This window comes from Pedobacter sp. A2324, assembly GCF_059693705.1.
In genome coordinates this window covers 554,078-576,579 of the sequence record NZ_JCASSK010000004.1, presented here as the reverse complement: position 1 = coordinate 576,579, position 22,502 = coordinate 554,078, and the positions used below count along the sequence as shown (strand labels likewise).

Genomic DNA, 22,502 nt, shown 5'->3' with positions numbered 1-22,502 from the left:
AAGATTAACATCATATTTTAACTACCAGAAGGGATTTTGCACCAGATTTGGGTTCACGACCAAATCATAGCTTTTAATTGGCCACAGATAATCTTTAATTCCAAATACAGGGATAAACTGAGTAGCCGGGCGGTAATAATTAATCGCATCGGCATTATTGATGCTCCAGCCCTGTACCGGCGTGGTAAGCACTGCCTGCAATTCTTTCCATCGTCTTAAATCCCATCCGCTGTGCCCTTCAAAGCACAGTTCAATTCTTCTTTCCTGATGAATGATTTGCCTCAACCCTTCTTTGGTATTAAACTTATTCGGGTTTCTGGAGTAGTTTGTCCATGAAGTCTGAATCCCTCTTAAACCCGCCCTTGCCCTTACACGGTCTGCATAGGTAAAAACTTCGGTTGTTGGTCCGCCTACTTCATTTAAAGCTTCTGCATAAAGCAGATACAGGTCAGCTAATCTGATTAATGGCATACGGTAAGCGAAGGTCTGAAAACCATCATCATACACCGAAGCATAGCTAACGAGTTTTTTGGGCCAGTAGCCGGTGATGTTCAAACGGATATTATCACTGGGCGCTGCAAATCCCGAACCCCTTGCAGATACATGGTATAGGGGGCGCTGGTCATCATTCTGGTTGATGCGGCCATTTCCAAACCAGATGCCGCCATCGAAAGCCATATCGGCATAAAAACGGGTTTCGCGGGCAAAGTGTCCTTTAATCGTTTCATAGCCTTCCTTGATATAATACCTGCTGGCATTATCGCCAGCCATAATGGTATTTCTACCTGCATAGTCCCAGGTTTTATCTTCTGTGATTGGCACCCCGTTTACGGTATAAAAAAGCTCTTGTGTAGCAATAGGCGCAGAAAACGTTGAGGGGTTGGAAAATGCATTGACAGCCGAATTTGCGGTAAGCCTCGGGGTAGCGAAACCCTGATACCCGAATGCCGGATTAGATGCCCAAACGATTTCTGAATTGAGTTCCCATTTTTCGGTAACCGCATTCTGAACATCCAACTCTCTTTTTAACGAGTCAGACAGCGTTCCGATCGTTGTTGGCGAAGAAAAAGTATACAACTTAATACCTTCCCCTTCGGCAGCAACGATAGCGGCTTTGGCTGCATCAGCTGCTTTGCGCCATTTTTGTGGATCAAATGCCTGCGGAAACAGGCTAATGCCATCCTTATCCCTGAAAGATGCATAATCGGGATTACCATTGAAAAGCGGACTTGCAGCAGTAGCCAAAACATCAGCTTTTACTGACAGTGCAATTATGCTGGTTGCACGGCCCAGCTCAGTTGCCTGATTGGAAATGGTAGCCGGCAGGTCGGGAATGGCTTCATCTAAAAGCGACACAATATAATCTACAGATTCATCTACAGTGGAACGCTTAATTCGCACTTCATCAGTACTTGCTGAGATGGACAGATTGGTTTTAATCAATGGAATAGGTCCGTACATTTTAAACAGCAGGTAATGATAGTATGCTTTCAGGAACTTCGCCTCGGCTATCCATCTTTTCTTATCATTTGCCGAAAGGTCGATGGGCTTATCGATGTTTTCCAGCATGATATTACAAAGCCTGATGGAGCGGAAAAAGCTATAGCTCCCTTCGTTACCATCCCAGGCATTTAGCCCTGGGTTTGCCGTATTCTGTGTACCACGCAACAAGTTAAAGCCTACACGGTTAAAACCTAAATAATTGTCGAGCGAATTGGAATAAATCAGCTCTCCGGAAGTGGTAAAACCAGGGTTGGTAGCCATATCAGTAGAGCGCTGGAGATAAGCATAACAACCATACAGGTAATTTTCAGCTTCATTTCTGTTTCTGAAGGCATAATCCAGTGTGCCCAGATTTTCGGGCGTAATATCTAGGTATTTTTTGCAAGAATAAATTGAACATAACAGTACCAACGCACAGATATATGTCGAATATTTTTTGATCGCTTTCATTATAGTGTTACGTTTAGGCCAACATTAAATACTTTTTGAATGGGATAGGCAAATCCATTACCCCCTTGTTCAGGATCCCACATTTTAAATGGCGACCAGGTTAATAGGTTTAAACCATTGAAATAGATGCGGGCTGAGCTCAACCTGATTTTGTTGGAAACCCGCTGTGGCAATGTATAACCAATCTCAACAGACTTTAATCTGATTAACCGGCCGTTTCTCATCCACCAGGTACTGGTTTGGCGGTTGTTTTCCAAATCTTCTTTAGTTACCGATAAGCGTGGGTAAAGGGCATATAAGTCCTGATTTTCGGGCGACCAGTGGTTGTTGGCAAATTCCTGTAATAACTGGGTGTTTCCGAAATAATCGCCGTCACCGCCGTCGAAAGGGTTTACTTTTCTTTTCTCATCTGTAGGTACGAATGGGCTGATTTTTTCCGGTTTAATGAAGAATGTCATCCGGCCCTGGCCAGTAACAAAGGCCGACAGATCGAAACCTTTGTAAGATGAGCTGAATCCGAAACCATAAACCAGTTCAGGCGACTGAGGGAAACCAATATAGGCCTTATCCGCATCATCGATTTTACCGTCGTTGTTTAAGTCTTTGTATTTGATGTCACCTCCCCTTGGTGGCTTTCCGCCAGTAGAAAAAATCTGCGTGGGAGAATTGGCAACCTCTTTATCATCAACAAACAAACGTTCTGCAATGTAACCGTAGTTCCGGCTGATCGCCTGTCCGGTAGTATAGCGATAGGCTTCAGCCCATTGCGGTTCTTCAAAATTCACATATTTGTTTTTGGCGAAAGTCATGTTTCCGCGAACTGCAAAAGAAAAATCATTTGCATTAAACTTATAATCCAAAGATAAATCCATCCCCCTTGAGCGGGCGATACCGATATTGGCACCGATATCGGGCAGGTTGGTATTCGGGTCTATTGCTTCGAGACCTAAAGTGGAAGGCACATTTCTCCTGGGCATGTAAATATCGTAGCGGTAGTTATTGTAAACCTCAGCAATTACACTTAAATTTTTAAATAGTGTTGCTTCTAAAGCAATATTGGTTTGCTGAGAAGTTTCCCATGTAATATTGGTATTTTCATAGCTATTGATATATACACCCGGGCGTTCTGAAGCACCATTAAAACCAAACTGTGCGTAGTTTCCTCCACCGTTCAGGTTCACATCAGATTTGTAAAAGAAACGCTGTGATCCGATGGCGTCGTTACCCACGATACCGAAACTTCCGCGTAGTTTTAACCTGCTGATGACGTTTGCAATCCCACCTTTCCAGAAAGGTTCATTAGACACGATCCATCCACCGCCTATAGTTGGGAAGAAGCCAAAACGGTGATTTTCTGAAAACCTTTCGGAACCGTTATAGCCAAAATTGCTTTCAACAAAATAGCGGTTTTTATACGAATAGGTTAAACGGCCAGCTAAGCCGATATTTCGGTAAGGAAGAGAATACTGGAGTGTTGGCTGATTATTTTTTGGATCCCTTGCATTATTGTAGCGGGTTTGCTGAGCCGTTCCAATTAATGTTCCGCTAACTGTATGGCTGCCAAAAGTCCTGTCGTAGTTCATTGATGCCTGCGCATAAAGGAAAGTATTTACGTTTGGCGAACCCGGATAATAAGATAAATATTCACGCGAAACATTTAGTGGAGCCGTTACAGATGGATTTAACCAGTTGAGTGTATATTGATTTGATAGCCTGTCGTACGAACTTACATTGTAATAGAACGGGGCATACGCCATTGACGAATCAAAGTACGAATACCTGTTGGTACTGAAGATTGAGCGGAATGTTAAACCTTCAGTTAAAAAATCGAGTTTTTGGTTGACCTCAAACTGTGCCGACATTCTGGATTCGGAAGAATTCTTATGTCCCATCAGCATTTGTGCGTATGGATTGATATTCCGGATATCGTTTGCGGCATTGCCTACCGTATTGCCGAACAGGATGTGCTGGGCATTCTGGTTAGCCTGATCTGCAGGAAAGTAGGCTGGAAATAATACCGGACTGGTATGAATAGCGGCGTTATACAAATCAGTAGAGAAGCCTCCATCAGACGCGATCGGACCATTGTATTCACTGAAATTGCCCGATAAGCGGACTACCATTTCTGTAGTTTTAGTTAAGTCGATATTAACATTCGAACGCAACTGGTAGTTACGGAATTTAATATTATTGTCGTTGTTATTACGCTCATCTTCTTTTAAAACACCGTTATCTAGGTTATAGGAACCGGCAACATAATAGCGAGCTACGCCACCACCGCCGCTGATACCTAAATTGGCACGCTGAGTAGAAGTTCTCTTTTTAAAGAGCATATCCAGCCAGTTTACCGCAGGATACACATATTCATTATAACCGGGCGATTTGTTGATGGTATTTTGTGTATTGATAATTTTATTCTGGTTGAAAACGGGATCCATGTTACGCCCGATTGCAGCTTCATTGAAAAGCTTCATGTAGGTTACCGGATCGGCAAGTTCGAGGTTCTGAGTAGACTGACTGGCAGACTGCTCTAAGCGGAAACTGATTTTAGCCTTGCCTTCTTTACCAGACTTGGTGGCGACTAAAATCACGCCATTGGCACCACGGGCACCATATAGTGCAGTTGCACTTGCGTCTTTCAGTATCGAAAAGCTTTCGATATCATCTACCTGTAAGCGTGCAAGATCTGACGAGGTGAGCTCCACGTTATCAATCAGGATGAGTGGATCTTGTTTATATCCGAAGGTAGTGACGCCGCGGATAAAAAACTGTGAGTTGTCCTGGCCGGGCTGACCACTACGCTGATAACCTATCACACCAGCGATTTGTCCGGATAAGGCATTGGTTAAATTACTGGAGGGGATTTTAAGGTTGGCTACTTTGACTGTAGTAACTGAACCCACCAGAGCTTCTTTTCGCTGGCGCTGACCCAGTGCTGTAATCACCACTTCATCGGCCAGGATATTATCCTCGATCAGTTTGATGTTGATTACACTCCCCTCTCCAACCGTTACACGCCGTTCTTTGTAGCCCACAAAAGAGAATCTGATTAGCTGTCCCGGACTTACATCCAATACAAATTTTCCGTTATTGTCGGTTTGGGTACCCACATTGGCCTGGCTTACCACGGCTACAACCACTCCAGGCATCCCGATACCCAATGAATCAGTTACTTTACCGGTGATGGTTTTCTTTGCAGGAACTTGGGCAAAGGAAGCACTGCCCATAAAAAGCAGCAAAAACACCAGTGCATAGAGATGTTTACATTTTTTTTGTAGAGTTTGGCTCATACTTGTTTGAATTATTTGGTTATTGTAAGCGATAAATCAAAAACATCATGAAGTGAAGAGACTCAATCTGCTTGATTTGCTTTACAAGTTCAAAATTAATGCTATTCGAAGGGTGTTAAAATAGCATATTCACCTATTATGATGGACTATCCAATTATTTTACAACCAAATCTGCTATATGTTTTTTGGTCTGCAAATGATATATTTGCTATCAGCGACGCATGTATTAGCCAACTATTTTGCTGCTACTAACCAAATCATTTCGTAAATGAAAAGAAAAGACGGATTTCAAGGGGAAAAACACATCTACGTACCGGAAGCTTCGTGGAAAGCCGCGGCAGAAAGCAATGTATTCATGAGTCAGCTTTACGTAACCTCCATGGGTTATTTTCCGAATGCCGCTTTTCATTACCGTGACCGTCCCGAGGGATGCAGTGAGAACATCCTGATCTACTGTTTGAGGGGCAAGGGCTGGTTTTTACTCGATGACCGGCGGTTAGAGGTGTCAGCAAACGAATTTATCATTGTGCCAACTACCAAAGTGAAGATGAGTTACGGTGCAGATGATCATGAACCCTGGACAATCTACTGGATCCACTTTTGTGGAAAGGATCTTGAAGGTTTTAATAAAGGATTTAATCTGAAACTCTACGACGGTGCGAAACAAATCCAGCTGAATGAAAAAGGTATCCAAATATGGGAATCCATGTATGATAACCTTCAGCTCGGATATAGCAAAGATAACCTCAACAATATCAGTTTATGTTTATGCCATTTCCTGGCTACATTTTTTTATCCGGAGAAACACAGCAGCATTAAAGCTCAGGATGATCAGGATATGATCAAAAAAACAATTGATTACATGCACCAGGGTTTAGCCAATAAAATTTCTCTGGAAGAGCTTGCCGGCCTCAATAACCTGTCCGTTTCTTACTTTTCCAGCCTGTTCAGAAAATCTACAGGGATGCCGCCTATGGATTATTTTATTCACTTAAAGGTAAGGAAAGCCTGTGGCTTGCTTTACAGTACTGAAATCAAAATCAGGGAAATCGCGGTAAGCCTTGGTTATGAAGACCCTTTTCATTTTTCAAGGTTGTTTAAGAAAAGTATGAGGGTATCCCCGCAGGTTTATAGGGTATTGAGGCGAAGGAGGTCTGAAGTTTCAGATTGATTTTCAATCATCGCTTAGCTTCAGCAAACAATTACCTAAAAAAATTGTATATTTGTTGTTCAGATTTAAAACAGTAAAAAGTTTAAAACTGAAATTGAAAACTATACTGGGGCCGTTCTTGGATTTGACGGGGTGGCGAAAGTTATGTTAGCATGCAGTGCGTTGTACGGAGAGCACTTAAAGTGAACGTTCACATTTTAGTTGGCGAAAATACTTACGCCTTAGCTGCCTAGTTTAGAACTAGCTTAGCTTTTGTCCCTCTAACCGCTGCATTGTTGGGTTAGAATCCGGGGCATCGAAACAACAGCGCTGGCTTCAAAAAGGTACGGTTTGAAGTGAGACAAAGTACCTAAGGATTTAAATAAGGTCGGTTTTCAGCCCGTTTATTTCCCGAAAATCAATTGAAAAATAAGCATGTAGAAGGTATAATTTATCTCACAACTGGACAAGGGTTCGACTCCCTTCGGCTCCACTGGAATTAGTAACAAAATTCACCAAAAAAACACTAGAACCCTGCAAATCAACGATTTGCAGGGTTTTTGTTTTTACGCATTAGTGGTGTTTTTGCCAAAATATCGAATATGCGAGGTGCGTCAAGAGGTGCGTCGTCTAAAATTTAAAAATGACGCACCTCTTTTATTGATAACAGATTGAATTTCAACCTGTTCAATAAAATATCTTGACTTCTTTTAATTGCATTCTTACATTTATTCACTTTTAAAGAGCAATTTATGAAACGAAATTTCAGTTTAATTTTCTTCCTTAAACACGGCCGGAACAGTAGTAATCAGGAAAAATTCATCTATTTAAGAATAACCGTTTCAAAACAACGGGCAGAAACCGCAACAGGAAAGACCTGTTTGGAAGAAGAATGGGGAAATGGTAAAGTAAAGGGTAACACAGCTCGAGCTAAAATTCTCAATGCATATTTTCACCAACTTGAACTCCAGGTTCAGGATGCCCAAAGAAGGCTTTTAGTGCTAGGAGATGAAATAACTGCCCAAAATTTAATGGATGTGTATTTAGGTAAATCTGAAAAAAAACGCACACTTAAAGAGATATTTCAGCAACATAATCGCGAGATGGAAGCGCTTGTCGGCAGCGAGTACTCTAAAAATGACACTTTTACGATATCAAACCGCTCTTCGACATGTCACACAATTTATGCAAGAAAAATATAAAGTTACGGATGTCAATATTGACAAAATCAACCATAAATTTTTGACAGACTACGATTTTTTTCTTAGAACTGTACGTAAATGTTCGAATAATTCAGCGGTTAAATATATAAAGAATCTAAAAAAGATAATCAAAATTTGTCTTGCCAACAGCTGGATTATCAATGATCCATTTGCAAATTTTAAAGCGACTGTAAAAGAAATTGATCGTGTTTGTCTTACTGAAGATGAAGTCGACAGGCTTGAGCAGACAAACTTTGCAAACGAGCGTCTCCAACGAGTTAAGGATATCTTTCTATTTAGCTGCTATACAGGATTGGCATACATTGATATTTACCAGCTGAAAACAACAGAGGTCATTGGACGAAAGTACGAACGCTGGATTATATCTAACAGGCAAAAAACCGGAACGCCAACCAGAATTCCATTACTGCCAAAAGCAATAACGCTTTTGGATAGATATGCCGATCACCCACTTTGTTATAATTCTGAAAAGGTCTTTCCTGTAAGTTCAAATCAAAAAATGAATGCTTATCTTAAAGAAATTGCAGATATCTGTGGTATTCGTACGGTATTAACATTTCATTTAGCTAGACATACATTTGCTACCACAATCACTCTTATGAATGATGTCCCAATTGAAACCGTTAGTAAAATGCTCGGTCATAAAAACATTAAGACCACTCAGCATTACGCAAAAATTATGGATAGGAAGATTGATAATGATATGGCAAAGCTCCAGATTAAACTTCAGGAAAAGAAGACTAAGGAAACAGTATTGACTACTTATAATTATACAATTGTAACGAAATAAAAAACGTCCTGTTTGCAGAAATCTAAGTGTTGTCGAAGAACATACTTAGATGGTTTCACTTCTGTCTAGAATGAATTAATAGCTAATATCTCAATTTTATCTTTTAAAATACAATAGTATCAGTGCTAAAGAAGCCCATACGCAATTCGTTACAGCACTGAATAATGAGTCAACATGCAAGAGCCGTCAAAATAATTAAGGATAATGCAAATTAAACAATTGGTAAAGAGCTTGAGGATAATCGAAGATAATAGCAGCATAGAGAATAGAACACTAAAGGGAACTAGAACTATTATGGGCAGTTGAAGAATAGATTTGGTATTCCATTTGCACTGCTACTATGAAATGGCGTCTATCGAACACCTACGAGGATGAACCTATTATTAATTAATTATTTAAAATGGGAGGTTTAGATAATCGTGGCAAATAAAAAAAGAATGATTTAATAATCTTTTCTTCAAGTGCACTGGCAGGGACTACAATTGAACAATTAATACCTCTGCTTACATTGTTTAATTCTGTTAATGAAAAAAAATAGCTTCTATTAAGGATTCAGGTCACTATAATCGTGCTCAATAATTTTCAGCATTGATTGTAGCTAATCGACTCTTTATGTTTTTAATGCCATAAACGAATCGAAATTGCAGAGTCAAGTGAGGTTTCATAAAAGATGGAGGGCTTTAGTTGAACTACGATTTGAAGTGATATACAGGAATTGATCGTAATACCCTGGCCGGAATTTTTCGCGCCCATGCGGCGTGCAGGGTAAAAAACGTAAAGCTTATTCCGGCCTGCAGGCTGGATCTGCTTGATGGACCAAGCTTGCTGGCATATCCCACAGACAAGGAAGCCTACGGCAGATTGTCTGCACTGCTCACTCTTGGAAACATGCGGGCCGAAAAAGGTTCCTGCCATATTTCAAGGGCGGATGTTTATGCCCATAGCAAGGGAATCATCTTTTGCATTGTGACGCCCGGAGTGCTCAACCGCAGGTTTGAATATGAGCCAGACTTTATCAGTGCTGTCGCAGAATATAAGCAATGTTTGAATGGGCAACTCTATCTATCAGCTACCAAATCCTATATGGGAAATGATGATAAACTGATTTTTCGTACATAGCAGCTTTCTGAGCTTCATGGGATTCCGGTAGTCGCAACGGGCGATATCCACTACCATGAACCTGCTCGTAGGGAATTGCAGGATGTATTGACATGCGTGCGGGAGAAATGTACCATACAGGAAGCTGGGTTTCGCTTGCATCAGAATGCAGAACGCTATATGAAAGAGGTCGCCGAAATGGATCGTCTGTTCAGAAAATATCCAGGCGCTATCAAAAATACAATGGTCATTGCTGAGGCCTGAAATTTTTCTTTGGATGAGCTAAATTATGTTTACCCTGAAGAAATCAATCAAAGCGGCCGAAGTCCAATGGAAGAACTGGAATTCCTTACCTGGAAAGGAGCGCACAAGTTTTACGGAGAAGAGATCCCGGAAAAAGTGGTTAAAATGATCCACCATGAAATGGAGTTCGTGAGGCAAATGGATTATGCTAACTATTTTCTCTTTGTAGAGGATATTGTGCGCGAGGCTAGGTCGCGCGGGATACTATGCCAGGGAAGGGGTTCTGCTGCAAATTCTGCGATTTGTTTTGTTCTGGGAATTACATCGGTTAATCCCATGAAATTTGATCTGCTTTTCGAGCGCTTTATTTCTCCGGCCAGAAATGAGCCGCCTGATATCGATGTAGATTTTGAGCATGAGCGAAGGGAAGAAATCATCCAATACATCTATAATAAATACGGGCGTGACCGGGCGGCAATAGTAGCTACGGTAACCCAGCAACACCAAAAGGGCGCAATTCGTGATGTTGGAAAAGCGATGGGGCTTTCAGTGGATACCATCAACAGGTTGTCGAGTTCCATTTGGGAGTTTACCGATGAGTGGTTCGAAGGAAAAAGGGTTACTGAACAAGGTCTAAATCCAAATGATCTGCACCTAAGAAAAACGCTAGAGCTTACCTCACAGATGATGGGTTTTCCGCGGCAGCTCGGCCAGCATACCGGGGGTTTCGTAGTTACCCAGGGAAAGCTTACAGACCTGTGCCCTATCCTTAATGCCCGGATGGAGAATCGCACCAATATTGAATGGAACAAAGATGATATCGATGCGCTGGGATTTTTAAAAGTGGATGTCCTGGCGCTTGGCATGCTTACGTGCATACGCAAGGCATTTGATCTTTGCCGGGACCATCATGGAAAGCAATATACCCTGGCAAATATTCCTCAGGATGACCCTAAAGTTTACGACATGATCTGTCTTGCCGACACCTTAGGAGTATTCCAAATTGAGAGCCGTGCACAGATGTCCATGCTTCCCAGATTACAGCCGCGGGAATTTTATGACTTGGTAATCGAGGTGGCAATTGTAAGACCAGGGCCAATACAGGGAGACATGGTGCATCCATACCTGCGCAGGCGAAACGGTGAAGAGGATGTGGCTTACCCCTCTCCGGAACTTGAGGAAATTCTGGGAAGGACTTTAGGCGTTCCACTGTTCCACGAGCAGGCTATGAAGATAGCAATCGTTGCTGCTGGATTTACTCCGGCGGAAGCTGATGGACTGCGGCGAAGCATGGCAACATTTAAGTTTAAAGGGCTGGTAAATCAGTACGAGCAAAAACTTATAGATGGGATGCTAGCCAAAGGATATACCTTAGAATTTGCAAAGCGGATATTCAGGCAGCTGGAAGGATTTGGAAGCTATGGTTTTCCTGAATCTCATGCGGCAAGTTTTGCGCTGTTGGTATACGTGTCCTGCTGGCTAAAATATTATTATCCGGACGTTTTTGCTACAGCATTGCTGAACAGTATGCCTATGGGTTTTTACCAGCCTGCGCAAATTGTGATTGATGCGCAAAAGCATACGGTAAAGGTGCGCGAGATAGATGTCAACCATTCTTTGTGGGATAATAAGTTCGAAGAAAAATCGGGCAAATATTTTGCAATAAGGTTGGGGTTTCGGCAAATCAGCGGCATTCGGCAAGATGAAATGGAAATTCTGGTTGGTGCGCGCGGCGCCGGATACCGAAGCATCACCGCGCTGCGTGACGTGGGAGTCTCAATCGCTACGCTGGAAAGATTGGCGGATGCGGATGCTTTTCGCTCTATGGGAATGGATCGGAGAAAGGCGCTGTGGGAAATTTCGGCTTTGCAGGATATGCCAGTAGAATTATTCAAGGGACAGGCATCTGAGAGCGTGCTTGAAACGCAGGTCGAGCTTCCGCTTATGGGAAAGGGAGAACACGTGGTGCAGGATTATGCAACGACTGGACTTTCGCTAAAGGCACACCCTGTGAGTTTTGTGCGATCGCAACTTGATATGCTTAATATCCGAACTTGCCACCATATCAACAACGATTCTACAGACGGGCAATTAGTAAAAGTGGCGGGATTGGTTTTGGTGCGCCAGCGTCCCGGCACAGCAGCGGAGTTTGTTTTATCACCATCGAGGATGAAACGGGATATTCTAATCTCGTAGTATTCGAAAAATTGTTTGAGACCTACCGTAAGGAAATATTGCACGCAAGGCTGCTGATGGTAGAAGGCCGATTACAGCGCGAGGGACAGGTAGTGCACGTTATAGTGAGTAAGTGTTTTGATTTTACAAAGATGCTGGGCAAGTTAGTGCAGCGAGAGATTGATGAGTTGCCGGTACTAACCTTAGCTCGAGGTGATGAAAAAACAGCGCCTTATCCTTCACAGAATAAAAGGACGCAGGTACGTGAAGAGGTGCCAAATGAGGCATTCCATGGTGGGAGGAATTTTAAATAATAAGTGCCAGACTGGTGTCGCTTATGAAAATAATCCCATCGAAATCTATACCTAAGTTGAATGGTAAGGGTTTTTGGTGGCCCTGCCAGTTGGCATAAATATTCGTAATAGAAATTGTAGTACCGTTACTGGGACTGTCATTAATTAAGTTTTTGATTCAAAATGAAAGAACCTTTTTTCATTTTGGTCGATGGAATTACCACTAGTGTCATTTCATAGCCCTAGTCGCCTTATCAAAAGATAATACCAGATTCTTTTGATCTATATCTTTTAAGGAAACCTCATGAACACCATTGCCCAGGCCAGTAGTAAAATAAACATTAGCCTTAACAATAGTTCCTTTCTCAAGCCCTTCCTCAAATAGGGCAATCCCGAATAGAGTACTGTCCACCTTTGATAAAACAGTTATACTCACTGTACCCAGATCATACTTTCCGTTATTCTTCAGGGTAACAACACCTTGTTTGTATGTATAGCTCACCCCTTTCAGCGTTTCCAGATATGTCTTATTCTTGCTGGTGATCGGCTGGTAGGTTTGCGCATATCCTGAAAAGCTAGCAATTGCCAGCAGTAAAACTAAAATGACTTTCTTCATGATCTAAGTTAATAATTCAATTACTTCATTTTGGTAATCTCAGATTTCAGATTACCTATTTCATCATCAGGGTCTCCTTCAGAATCAAAGATTCGCGCCACATCCATGTCCTTACCATATACCACTGCATTTGCAGCCGCATCAATCTCCAGAGAAGCGCCGTTTACAGAAAGCCCTGCAAAGAGTCCCTTACTACGGGAATAGGAATATACCTCAGCATCGAGTTTGTAATCGGTATTCACCGCAGAACTTCGCCCCAAAGGACCTGCCGCTACAGATAGATCACCCCCCAGCGTGAAGCTACTTTTTTTAATTTCAGTCAGACTATTTGCATGGGTAAAAACAAGAACTAGTTCAGTTGACTGTACGCCAGCTTGGAGACCAACACTTCCACCAGTAATGGTTACAAAAACAGGGTTGCTCCAGGAACCGTCATTCCTTTTCACCATAGCAATGCCCCTTCCGCGTTTCCCTCCAATAACAAAACCTGCGTTGATCAGCTTTGGTACAATAACAATTCCTTGGGTAAGCTCAAGTAGTCTTGTGGGGATGGATTCTTTCATCTTTCCGAAACCCGAAAGTACTTGTGTTGACGCCTTTATCCTTTTTTGCTCCTTATTCTGAGAGGCGGCATCATTGGGAAAGATTAATGCTGAGAAGCACAGCACAGCGAGGTTCAGCTTGATCGTATTGAGTATATTCATGTGTAGAAAAAATTCCCGGCATTATCAAGCAGGCTTACGCCTCCAAATAGTCCGGAAGTGCAATATTATATCTTTTATTTCTTTTCATGAATGGTCTAGAAGTTTATTACCTTTCTGTGAGAAATGACCTTTGATTCAATAAAATGGAGCATTATCATGGATTTGGAATGATGCAGCAATGTGCTAATTATCTCAATTATGTTTTAATGAGCAAATTATAATATTGCGTGGTAAGCAAATGATGGAGATAAAAACAGGATACTGCCCCAATAGGAATCCAGCATACGACCAAAATATGCTCATAATGATGTTCATGGTGATGAATCTGTCCCCTCAAATAGGCTATTAATATCAGCAAACAGATCACCAGAATTGAAACAACAGACCATAGAGAGTGATGATTCTCCTTAAAAATTGCGAACAAAAAAATAACTTGGATTAACAGCAAAAACAAAATAGATGTCTTCCTGACCAAAATGTGTTTTTTCATAGATTAATTAGATTCATCCTCTATTTTGTAGAATTTATTTTTATCCATTGGAGGAATAATCAAAACATTGACAGCTTCAATACTTCAAGCATTACTCCATAAAACCGGCCGTTCGAAAAATTAATCTGGCTATGCAATCAAACCGTAAAAATCTTCAAATGTCGCTCACTTTAAAAGAGCAAAGAGCAAAAAATCACCCCCCCTTAAAAGCCGGAATTAGCGGAACTGAATTGCTTGCGAAACGCTTCGGGGCTCAGACCCGTCTGTTTTTTGAAAAATTTGCAGAAATATGAATTGTCTTCGAAATTCAATTCGTAGGCAATCTGCTTAACAGTCAAACTGAAGTTGATCAGCATCCTTTTAGCTTCCAGTGCTATGCGATTTCTTATCACCTCTCCCGCGGAAATTCCCAAAACATCGTTGCATAAGGCATTCAGGTGGTTTGGGGTAATATAGAGCAGTGCTGCGTATTCCTTAGGCAATCTGAGATCTAGGTAGTTGTTATCAATTAAGCGTTCAAAGTTTCTCAATAGTGTAATATTATAGCTGTCTGAAACTTGATCTCCCCTTTTTTCGGTAAGATTACCAATCAACATAAAAAGACGCAGGATAAGGACTCTTATCATATCCATTTTAAAGCGGTTATTGCTTTCTGCTTCATCGACACTTTCGTCAAGCAATCTGGTTACCGATTCCCTGAATTCATCGGGTATTGAAATTACCGACTCGTCGACATGCCCACTGAAAAATAAAAACTGATCCAAGTAATCCGACTTCAGCAAAAAAGATTGAAAAAACTGAGGTGAAAAGTTTACTACATACCCATCCATTTCACCTTCAAACTCCCATCCGTGAACCTGGCCCGGAGCCATAAAATAGATTTGATAAGGCGTTATTTTAAAATTCTGGAAATCGATGGAAAACCCACCTCCCCCATGCGTAAATAAAATAAGATGATAAAAATCGTGCCGATGGGGAAAATGAAGTTTTTTCAAATTCTTTAAATAGATAGCAAACCTGCTTACAATAATATCTTCCTGCCTGTTAAGTGAAAATTCGCAGATGTCATAGACCGGAAACTCGTTTCTCATATTTATCCCAACTTAAAATTTATAATCAAACGATCTCGCCAAAGGTACCAATCACGTTTTAAAATACACATAAAAATGGGCACCACAGTACCAACCAGTAATGCCCATCTGTTTTCGAACTCATAGAAACTCTTACCTAAACCTAACCTCTAAACTTGCTAAAGCGTGGTAATGAACACAATCGATGCACTCCCACCTATGTGAAGCTTGTCTTAAAAGAGACTTAGCACAAGAGCCACCTTAATGACTATCCTACTAATTGATAGATTCCATCCAGGCTTCCAATGCCTTGTTTGGTGATGCCTAGATCTTTGATAAGCCCAGTCGAAAGTTCCATTACCCAACCATGTATCTGAAGATCGGACCCCGCCTTCCATGCATTCTCAACAATGGCAGTTCTGCTCACGTTATTCACCTGTTCCATTACATTAAACTCAACAAGCCTTCTTAATCTTTCCTGTTCATCTGCAATCTGGTCCAACTCTTGGCTATGAATTCGGTAGACGTCCTTAATGTGTCTAAGCCAATTATCAATCATACCAAACTGTTTGTTACTCAAAGCCGCAGTAACCCCTCCACACCCATAGTGCCCAGCAACAATAACATGCTTCACTTTTAACACGCTTACAGCATAATCCAGCACACTCAACATATTAAGATCGGAGTTAACACAGACATTCGCCACATTTCTGTGCTCAAATATGCCCCCTGCCTTTATGCCCGTAATAACATTTGCTGGAGCACGGCTGTCAGCGCAGCCAATCCAAAGTACTTCAGGTTGCTGGCTCTTTGCCAATTGGTTAAAGAAGTCAGGATCCTCTGTCGATGTTTCCTGGGCCCATTTCAAATTTCCTGTAATCATTTGACTGAACGTGTCTGCCGAATGATGAGGGCAACTGCAGCTTTGTGCTGCGGTGCCAGAATACTGATGAGATTCGTTCTGATTTTCCATGATCAATTAGAATTTGTTAAAGGGAAGAAATTTACCATCTAAGGTAATTTTCACTCTAGCTCCATTTGGATTTTCGACGCGCTCCACATCCATCTTAAAGTCGATACCGCTCATAGCTCCATCGCCGAACATTTCATTGATCACAGCCTTAATTGCTGGACCATAGGCCTGCATCATCTCTGTAAGTCGATAAAGGGTCGGGTCGGTAGGCGTGGCCTGAACAAAAGCCCTCATTGGGATTTGCTGTAGCGACTCTACCAGTTCTGGCGTCAAAGAAATCATTTCACCAACCTTTGTTGCGGCTTCTTTATCCATAGTGGCCTGCCCATGTAATGCATGAGTAGTCCAGATGAGACTGCTACCGATAGCTTTAGCTAGATCTTGATATTTTACTTTGCTTTTAATAATGCTTTGAATAATTAATTCAGTTGCGATTTTTCTGTCCATTTTATTATGATTTATTTTTTATCAAAATTATCGACATTTGTAACCCAGGTACGGTAGAATTCGAATGAATCATGGTACTTTTTACTGAATAGAAAATAAAAACTATCTTAAGAGATCAAAAATGCGATGACACTTTAATTATTTGTTTCGGTTTAGAAATAATGTTTTAATCCAAATCGTTAAATCATTTTTTTGTCTGAACAGTTGATGCGGAACATAAAAAATATTTAACCAGCAATATAGGTGATCACGTTTACGAAAAAAATGGCGATGGTTTTTGCTTCACTCCCTCAAGTATACCTTGAGTATTATTTCTGATTGAGATTGTTTGATCAGCATAACGGTGTGGTATTTTTCATCTTTAAATACAAGAAAGACGTCCTGATTTAACATTTTCAATACGTCTTGGCTTTCTTGAATTACTCTAAAGAATGACACTCATACCATCTTCAATTTCTTCCAACCCGATCTTCAATATCTTATCCCCATCTTTCAAATCACCAAACACTTCAATTTTATCCGATAATATCCGACCCTTTATAACCTTGACTTTTTTAGCTTTGCCATTCTCGACAAGTATCACATGTAGCCCCGTTGGACTTTCAACAATTGCAGACCTTCGAATAAAGACTGTAGCATTGGAATTTTGCAAGTTCAATGTTGCTTCTACTCTGTTCAATAGATCGGCTTAGTGTCTGCTGAATGGTTAAAATTTGACCATGTGCATAGAGGGCCGCAAAGACTATTGCACCCAAACTGGCAAAAAATTTGAATTTCATTGTTGAAATAATAATGTGAAATATGGGATTGAGCGTATTTCAAAGGAACTATGAGCCAGGTGTTGTCAGGCTTATAACGGCACTTTAGGCAAGGACACTGTTTTTTTTCAGACAAAACTTCAGCGGCAAAATTAACTCACCCTTCATCCTATCATTGTAAATGGATCAGGTTAGACCCTAGTACTAGGAATATAACTTAAAGAATTAATTATCAGGTTGTTGATTTGCGTCAATTTGTGTGGCTTAGTTGACTTTTACTTGTCTGGGTTTATTCCAGGCCAAGCCATCAATTATAGTTATAATGGTGCTTAGCCGAAAAATCAAAGTGAAATTAGCACATGTCATGACTACCGGGCTAATTTCACTTTCAATGCCACTGAACTATTTCAATCTCCGATCGGCTTCATTAATGGCTAGGTTATTGATACTTGCATATCTCTTTGCCATTAAACCGTTTTCGTCGAACTCCCAGTTTTCATTTCCGTAAGCTCTGAACCAGTTACCATCTAAATCTTGAAATTCATACTCAAATCTTACTGCGATACGATTATCTGTATGCGCCCAATACTCTTTTTTGAGTTTATAGTTCAACTCTTTCTTCCATTTTTCTGAAAGAAATTTAACAATATCCTTTCTTCCATTAACGAATTGATCTCTGTTTCTCCATTCGCTATCAATAGTATAGGCCTCGGAGATTTTCTCAGGATCCTGTGAATTCCAGGCATCTTCTGCGAATTGGATTTTTTGTAATGCGGTCTCCAATGTATATGGAGGTAGTGGGAATTTCTGTTCCATGATTTTAGTTTATTAAGTTATTTATAATTGATTTTGATTTTTCTATTAACTCATTTGATTTAAACATTTTACTTTCCGTTATGCAGCTCTCGAAGAGGAGATAGACGTGATCGGATATCGTATCATCTGCTATTAGAGATTTGAAAAATGCTCGGAGATCAGCCTTATGTTGTTGGATTGGATTCAAAATCTTAACGTTGTCACTTGGAATTTCAGACAAAATATTAAGGAAGCTACAACCTCTAAAATTCTCTTTCATATTCATATGAATTAAAAAATTGAATGACGAGACTACCTTGGACTTTAACTCCTTTTCATTTTTCACAAATTCATACAGCTCATTAAACCAGTATTCATGCCTGGCATCCAGGAACGCAACACATAAGTCTTCCTTTGACTTAAAATGCTGATAAAAACTGGCTTTAGCGACACTGGCTTCAGAAATGATTTGATTGATTCCTGTAGAATTGTAACCTTGACTCGCAAAGAGAACAGATGCTGTCTCCATAATCCTTTTTTTCGGTGATGTCATATATTTAAAGTTTAACTATGCAAATATAGATAAACATTTGAAACGAACAAACAAGTCTGTCTGTTTTTTTGTTTTATTTGAAATCTTTCGGATGGCCTCCTTGTTAGCCAACAATTAGTTCATTAATTTATGCAAAATGACCGCCTATACGTGCTCTCTAAGCAGGGATCGCTACCTAAACTATAAGTTGTCAAGCCAATCCTTTCACAGACTTCAACACCATCATGTTTACTTGGTATCAAATGCCTGCTTTTTGCTTTGCTGTTCAAACTTAGCATCGCTTCCACAGAAATAAATTCATATTTCGGTGAAACAGGTTTAAGAATCGTTCAAACATGCTTTTGAACTGTTGAATTTGCAGGCTTTTTGCTGTGGTAGTTTTCAATTTGCTTTCGCATATCAGATGCAAAAAAAAATTGACTCTACTGATTAATGGTGAATAAGCACAGGTAGCTTTTTTTTTGCATACAACCGTATCATATATAACTGCGGAGAAATAGCAGCATCTGACAAATCGTTCCTTTCGAGAACTTCGGCAGCAATCTGCAACAAATTTCACATGGAAATCTAAATGCTTAAGGTGATAAAACATGAATCTACTTAACAGACAGTGCCAATAAGCACAACTATAATTTCAATCAATGTGTCGATACAGTGGCTAACAGCAACCAACGATGGATTTCACCAATTGAACGATTTTAAATGCCAGTTCGCCTAATTTAAAATCAATGCCCGCTCGAAACGCACTAGCTTCGAGGCAATCATTGGTATTGTTTCATTAATAGAATCTAAGTTCAGAGTGAAGCGGAACACCAAATTAATCGTATAACGAAACCACATAAAAGGATATGACGATGTCACTCAATCAAGAAGTTAGCAGATACGACCATATAAATGGGGTTGCAGGTGTGAAAGCCGCCAGGTTGCTGAAATATGCGAAATTAACCACCTAACCGGGATTTCTGCGCGGGATGCAGACGAAGGAAGCCGCAACGATAAATAAAGATATCTCTGAATTTATAAAGTCTCAGTAAGTCAGGCACCAGTTCAACCTAATAAACCCTTTTGTCAATTGAATCGAATTTAAAAAAGTCCCGCAAGGGAAAAATGTACAACAGGTCGGGACTTTTAAGTCTTTACCCGCCTTCCAGGACGCTTTAGATTTGTACCAACAAAAAGATAATTAAAATGAAAAGTATGAAACGTCACGCAACAGCCGTCTGGGACGGTACAATACAAGGCGGAGCAGGGCATATTACCTCTCAAAGCACAGTTTTAAATAACAGCCAGTACTCATACAATTCCCGCTTCGTTGGCGGGAAGGGCACTAACCCAGAGGAACTTTTGGCAGCAGCGCACGCTAGTTGCTTCACAATGAAGTTAAGCCTTGACCTCACCGCGGCCGGGTATCTTCCGGGCACGTTAGAAACAAGATCAGTCATCACGATGGAAGAAGGAAAAATAGTGCACTCAGAATTACAACTTACCGCCGAGGTCCCTAACATTAGCCAAGAGCAATTCCTGGAAATAGCGACCAGCGCAAAAGAAACCTGTCCGGTAAGCGGAGCCTTCAATTTCAAAATAACACTAATTGCAAATCTTAAAAATATATAAAAATGAAATCATTAATAACAAAAATCCTTATTCTTCCAGCGCTAGCTTTAAGCCTGGCTTCTTTAAAATCAAATGCACAACAAACGCCTCCAGCTGACAGCGACCCTAACATCTCAGTGCAAATCAGAGGATTTTTAAAAGCACTAAATAGCGGAGGCGGAAAGCCAATAGAGGAAATGACCCCGGTGGACGCAAGACTTGTTTTAGTAGGTGCCCAAAAATCAGTAAAGTTTGATTATTCTGACATTGAGGAAAGTGAAAAAGTTATTCCAATCGAGGGCGGCACGCTTAAATTACATGTGGTAAAGCCAAAAGGTGCTAAAGCTGGTCTTCCAGTGTTCATGTTCTTCCACGGCGGTGGTTGGGTTTTAGGAGACTTTCCCACCCACAAAAGACTGGTAAGAGACCTTGTTGTCAATAGCGGTGCTGTAGCGGTTTTTCCTGATTATACTCCTTCCCCAGAAGCAAGGTTTCCAGTAGCGATTAACCAGGCTTATGCTGCAACGCTCTGGGTAGCTAAAAACGGAAGTCAAATCGGGGTTAATCCATCAAAAATGGCAGTAGTAGGCAATAGTGTCGGAGGGAATATGGCTGCTGTAGTCGCACAAATGGCGAAAGATAAAAACGGGCCAAAACTTTTACAACAAATCCTCTTATGGCCAGTTACTGACGCAGACTTCAGCCGTCAATCTTGGAAAGATTATGGTACCGAAAGGTTCCTCACTGCGTCTTTAATGAAATGGATGTGGAATAACTACCTTCCAAGCGAGGCTGACCGCAAAAACCGTTATGCTTCTCCGCTACAAGCTTCCCTTTCCGAATTGAAAGGTCTGCCTCCCACCTTGATTCAGGTTGCGGAGAACGATATCCTACATGACGAAGGCGTTGCTTATGGCAGGAAACTAGACGAAGCAGGCGTGCCTACAACCATCCAGGATTATAAAGGCTTCATACATGATTATGGCATGTTAAACCCTTTGGCAGATATCCCCGCGGTTCAGGTATCGGTACAACAAGCAGCAAGCGTGTTAAAAACTGCGCTGTTCTCTAAGTAAAAAGAGCTGCTAGCCATCCTGGCTAGCAGTAATATATCTATCGAGGAAGCCCCCTTGATCAACCAGTTTACCAAGACTTGGCTGATTAAGCGGGGCTTCATATTTTTTTAAAGGTCACAACGAAAGATTATCGGAGTAAGTAAACAACCCTCTTGTCCGAAGGGTACTATCTTTCCTAGGTAAATTAGTACTCCCACCATACAAAAAGGGATAAAGAATCTTGCATCAATTGAACTACGCAGTGGACAACTTCAAGCCCATAATGATCTTTCGTACTTTGAGTCTCCCAGTTGGACAGGTATATCAATTATGATTTGACTTCTTTTCTGAATATTGCAGGGCTGACCCTGCATTTTTGAGTAAACATTCTGTTAAAATAGGCGGGATCATCATAGCCGAGTTCATATGAAATTTCCTTAATACTAAGCTCGGAGTACAGCAAAAGTCGTTTGGCTTCCAGTACGATCCTATTTTTTATCATTTGGTTTGGGTTTGCCAATTGTAGGCGCTTGAGTTTGTTGGAAAGTGTTTTTGGCGCAAGGTTCATCAACCCGGCATATTCCGATACGCCATGCTTGGTCCGGAAATGGATCTCGACCAACCGATTGAAACTCCTGTAAAACTCATGATCATCCGCGGCCGCCTTAGGCTCTACGGCCAGGATATTCTGTTTTTTCCAAACCCTTGTGGCACGGATGATAATTTGTTTAAGATAGGTACGAATCATTTCTTCTGATGACCTGTCTCCCTCAGCAAGTTCATAAGCGATATTGTTGTATATATTTTCGATGCTGTGGTATTCATCCTGGTTAAGGACTATGTGGGGGATTTCGAAGATATTGTTAAATAGAATGCCATCACAGGCAACTTCCGCGTCGTGTATTTGTATACAATAAAAATCCCTGTTATAGAAGGCAAGCCTAGAAGGTTCAGCAGCTGAGGCGGTGAATTTCAGATACTGATTGGCGTTGACAAAGAAAAGCGTAGGCGCGATGATCTCAAAACTTTCAAAGTCAACCGCAATTGAGGATCCTTTCGGCGCAAGTAAAACTTTGATGTATGAACGGTATATATCGCCATCCACCAAGTGGTGGTCATCTTGAGAAAAGTTACGTAAACCAAATCTTTTATAATTTGATTCAAATATTAACTCTGAAGGACTCATGTTTAGAAAATTTGAGTCAAAGTTATGAAAAATGATGTATATGAGAA

General features: G+C 40.9%; 19 protein-coding genes and 1 other RNA gene. 9 read left to right on the top strand and 11 right to left on the bottom strand.

Going from position 1 to position 22,502, the window contains the following annotated elements; translation table 11 throughout:
• Positions 1–21: 21 nt before the first annotated feature.
• The gene (locus AC570I_RS15090) at positions 22–1,953 is read right to left on the bottom strand and encodes a RagB/SusD family nutrient uptake outer membrane protein (RefSeq protein WP_497406095.1); all 1,932 of its coding nucleotides are present in this window, start codon (positions 1,951–1,953) and stop codon (positions 22–24) included.
• Entirely contained in the window at positions 1,953–5,243 is a 3,291-nt protein-coding gene (locus tag AC570I_RS15085) for a SusC/RagA family TonB-linked outer membrane protein (RefSeq protein ID WP_497406094.1), read from the bottom strand. The genes AC570I_RS15090 and AC570I_RS15085 overlap by 1 nt, the downstream gene beginning before the upstream one ends.
• Positions 5,244–5,511: 268 nt before the next feature.
• Between AC570I_RS15085 and AC570I_RS15080 the strand changes: the two genes are divergently transcribed.
• The 7 genes from AC570I_RS15080 to AC570I_RS15050 all read left to right on the top strand — a co-directional run bounded on the left by AC570I_RS15080 (position 5,512) and on the right by AC570I_RS15050 (position 12,236).
• Positions 5,512–6,414, top strand: a complete 903-nt coding sequence (locus AC570I_RS15080; RefSeq protein WP_497406093.1) for an AraC family transcriptional regulator — start codon at positions 5,512–5,514, stop codon at positions 6,412–6,414.
• Between the two features lie 108 nt (positions 6,415–6,522).
• Positions 6,523–6,889: a transfer-messenger RNA gene (gene ssrA, locus AC570I_RS15075) on the top strand.
• A 256-nt stretch (positions 6,890–7,145) separates the two neighbouring features.
• Positions 7,146–7,595 (top strand): Arm DNA-binding domain-containing protein, encoded by a 450-nt coding sequence (locus AC570I_RS15070; protein ID WP_497406092.1) that lies wholly within the window; start codon positions 7,146–7,148, stop codon positions 7,593–7,595.
• On the top strand, positions 7,579–8,406 hold the full coding sequence (locus AC570I_RS15065) for a site-specific integrase (protein ID WP_497406091.1): 828 nt from the start codon (positions 7,579–7,581) through the stop codon (positions 8,404–8,406). The genes AC570I_RS15070 and AC570I_RS15065 overlap by 17 nt, the downstream gene beginning before the upstream one ends.
• 822 nt (positions 8,407–9,228) lie before the next feature.
• Entirely contained in the window at positions 9,229–9,525 is a 297-nt protein-coding gene (locus AC570I_RS15060) for a PHP domain-containing protein (protein ID WP_497406090.1), read from the top strand.
• Between the two features lie 252 nt (positions 9,526–9,777).
• Positions 9,778–11,943 (top strand): error-prone DNA polymerase, encoded by a 2,166-nt coding sequence (locus tag AC570I_RS15055; protein WP_497406089.1) that lies wholly within the window; start codon positions 9,778–9,780, stop codon positions 11,941–11,943.
• Entirely contained in the window at positions 11,838–12,236 is a 399-nt protein-coding gene (locus AC570I_RS15050; RefSeq protein WP_497406136.1) for an OB-fold nucleic acid binding domain-containing protein, read from the top strand. The genes AC570I_RS15055 and AC570I_RS15050 overlap by 106 nt, the downstream gene beginning before the upstream one ends.
• Positions 12,237–12,444: 208 nt before the next feature.
• Here the strand turns inward: AC570I_RS15050 and AC570I_RS15045 are convergent, their stop codons facing one another.
• The 8 genes from AC570I_RS15045 to AC570I_RS15010 form a co-directional block, all read right to left on the bottom strand.
• Positions 12,445–12,831, bottom strand: a complete 387-nt coding sequence (locus AC570I_RS15045) for a hypothetical protein (RefSeq protein WP_497406088.1) — start codon at positions 12,829–12,831, stop codon at positions 12,445–12,447.
• Between the two features lie 20 nt (positions 12,832–12,851).
• The gene (locus AC570I_RS15040; protein WP_497406087.1) at positions 12,852–13,535 is read right to left on the bottom strand and encodes a lipid-binding SYLF domain-containing protein; all 684 of its coding nucleotides are present in this window, start codon (positions 13,533–13,535) and stop codon (positions 12,852–12,854) included.
• Positions 13,536–14,228: 693 nt separating this feature from the next.
• The gene (locus tag AC570I_RS15035; protein WP_497406086.1) at positions 14,229–15,116 is read right to left on the bottom strand and encodes an AraC family transcriptional regulator; all 888 of its coding nucleotides are present in this window, start codon (positions 15,114–15,116) and stop codon (positions 14,229–14,231) included.
• A gap of 247 nt (positions 15,117–15,363) precedes the next feature.
• On the bottom strand, positions 15,364–16,068 hold the full coding sequence (locus AC570I_RS15030; RefSeq protein WP_497406085.1) for a carbonic anhydrase: 705 nt from the start codon (positions 16,066–16,068) through the stop codon (positions 15,364–15,366).
• Positions 16,069–16,074: 6 nt separating this feature from the next.
• Positions 16,075–16,515, bottom strand: coding sequence for a cyanase (cynS, locus tag AC570I_RS15025; protein ID WP_497406084.1), 441 nt, complete (start codon positions 16,513–16,515; stop codon positions 16,075–16,077).
• 424 nt (positions 16,516–16,939) lie between these two features.
• On the bottom strand, positions 16,940–17,194 hold the full coding sequence (locus AC570I_RS15020; protein WP_497406083.1) for a hypothetical protein: 255 nt from the start codon (positions 17,192–17,194) through the stop codon (positions 16,940–16,942).
• A 481-nt stretch (positions 17,195–17,675) separates the two neighbouring features.
• Positions 17,676–18,089 (bottom strand): DUF1348 family protein, encoded by a 414-nt coding sequence (locus AC570I_RS15015; protein ID WP_497406082.1) that lies wholly within the window; start codon positions 18,087–18,089, stop codon positions 17,676–17,678.
• Positions 18,090–18,093: 4 nt separating this feature from the next.
• Complete coding sequence (locus AC570I_RS15010; protein WP_497406081.1) at positions 18,094–18,621, bottom strand: TetR/AcrR family transcriptional regulator; 528 nt, start codon at positions 18,619–18,621, stop codon at positions 18,094–18,096.
• A 1,197-nt stretch (positions 18,622–19,818) separates the two neighbouring features.
• On the opposite strand from AC570I_RS15010, the gene AC570I_RS15005 reads away from it, so the two are divergent.
• Positions 19,819–20,235 (top strand): OsmC family peroxiredoxin, encoded by a 417-nt coding sequence (locus AC570I_RS15005; protein WP_497406080.1) that lies wholly within the window; start codon positions 19,819–19,821, stop codon positions 20,233–20,235.
• Positions 20,236–20,237: 2 nt separating this feature from the next.
• Positions 20,238–21,290: an alpha/beta hydrolase gene (locus AC570I_RS15000; RefSeq protein ID WP_497406079.1), complete on the top strand. Its 1,053-nt coding sequence runs from the start codon at positions 20,238–20,240 to the stop codon at positions 21,288–21,290.
• Positions 21,291–21,597: 307 nt separating this feature from the next.
• Here AC570I_RS15000 and AC570I_RS14995 read toward each other — a convergent pair whose 3' ends face one another.
• A complete protein-coding gene (locus AC570I_RS14995) occupies positions 21,598–22,455 on the bottom strand; it encodes a helix-turn-helix domain-containing protein (protein WP_497406078.1) in 858 nt (285 codons plus the stop codon).
• Positions 22,456–22,502: the final 47 nt, after the last annotated feature.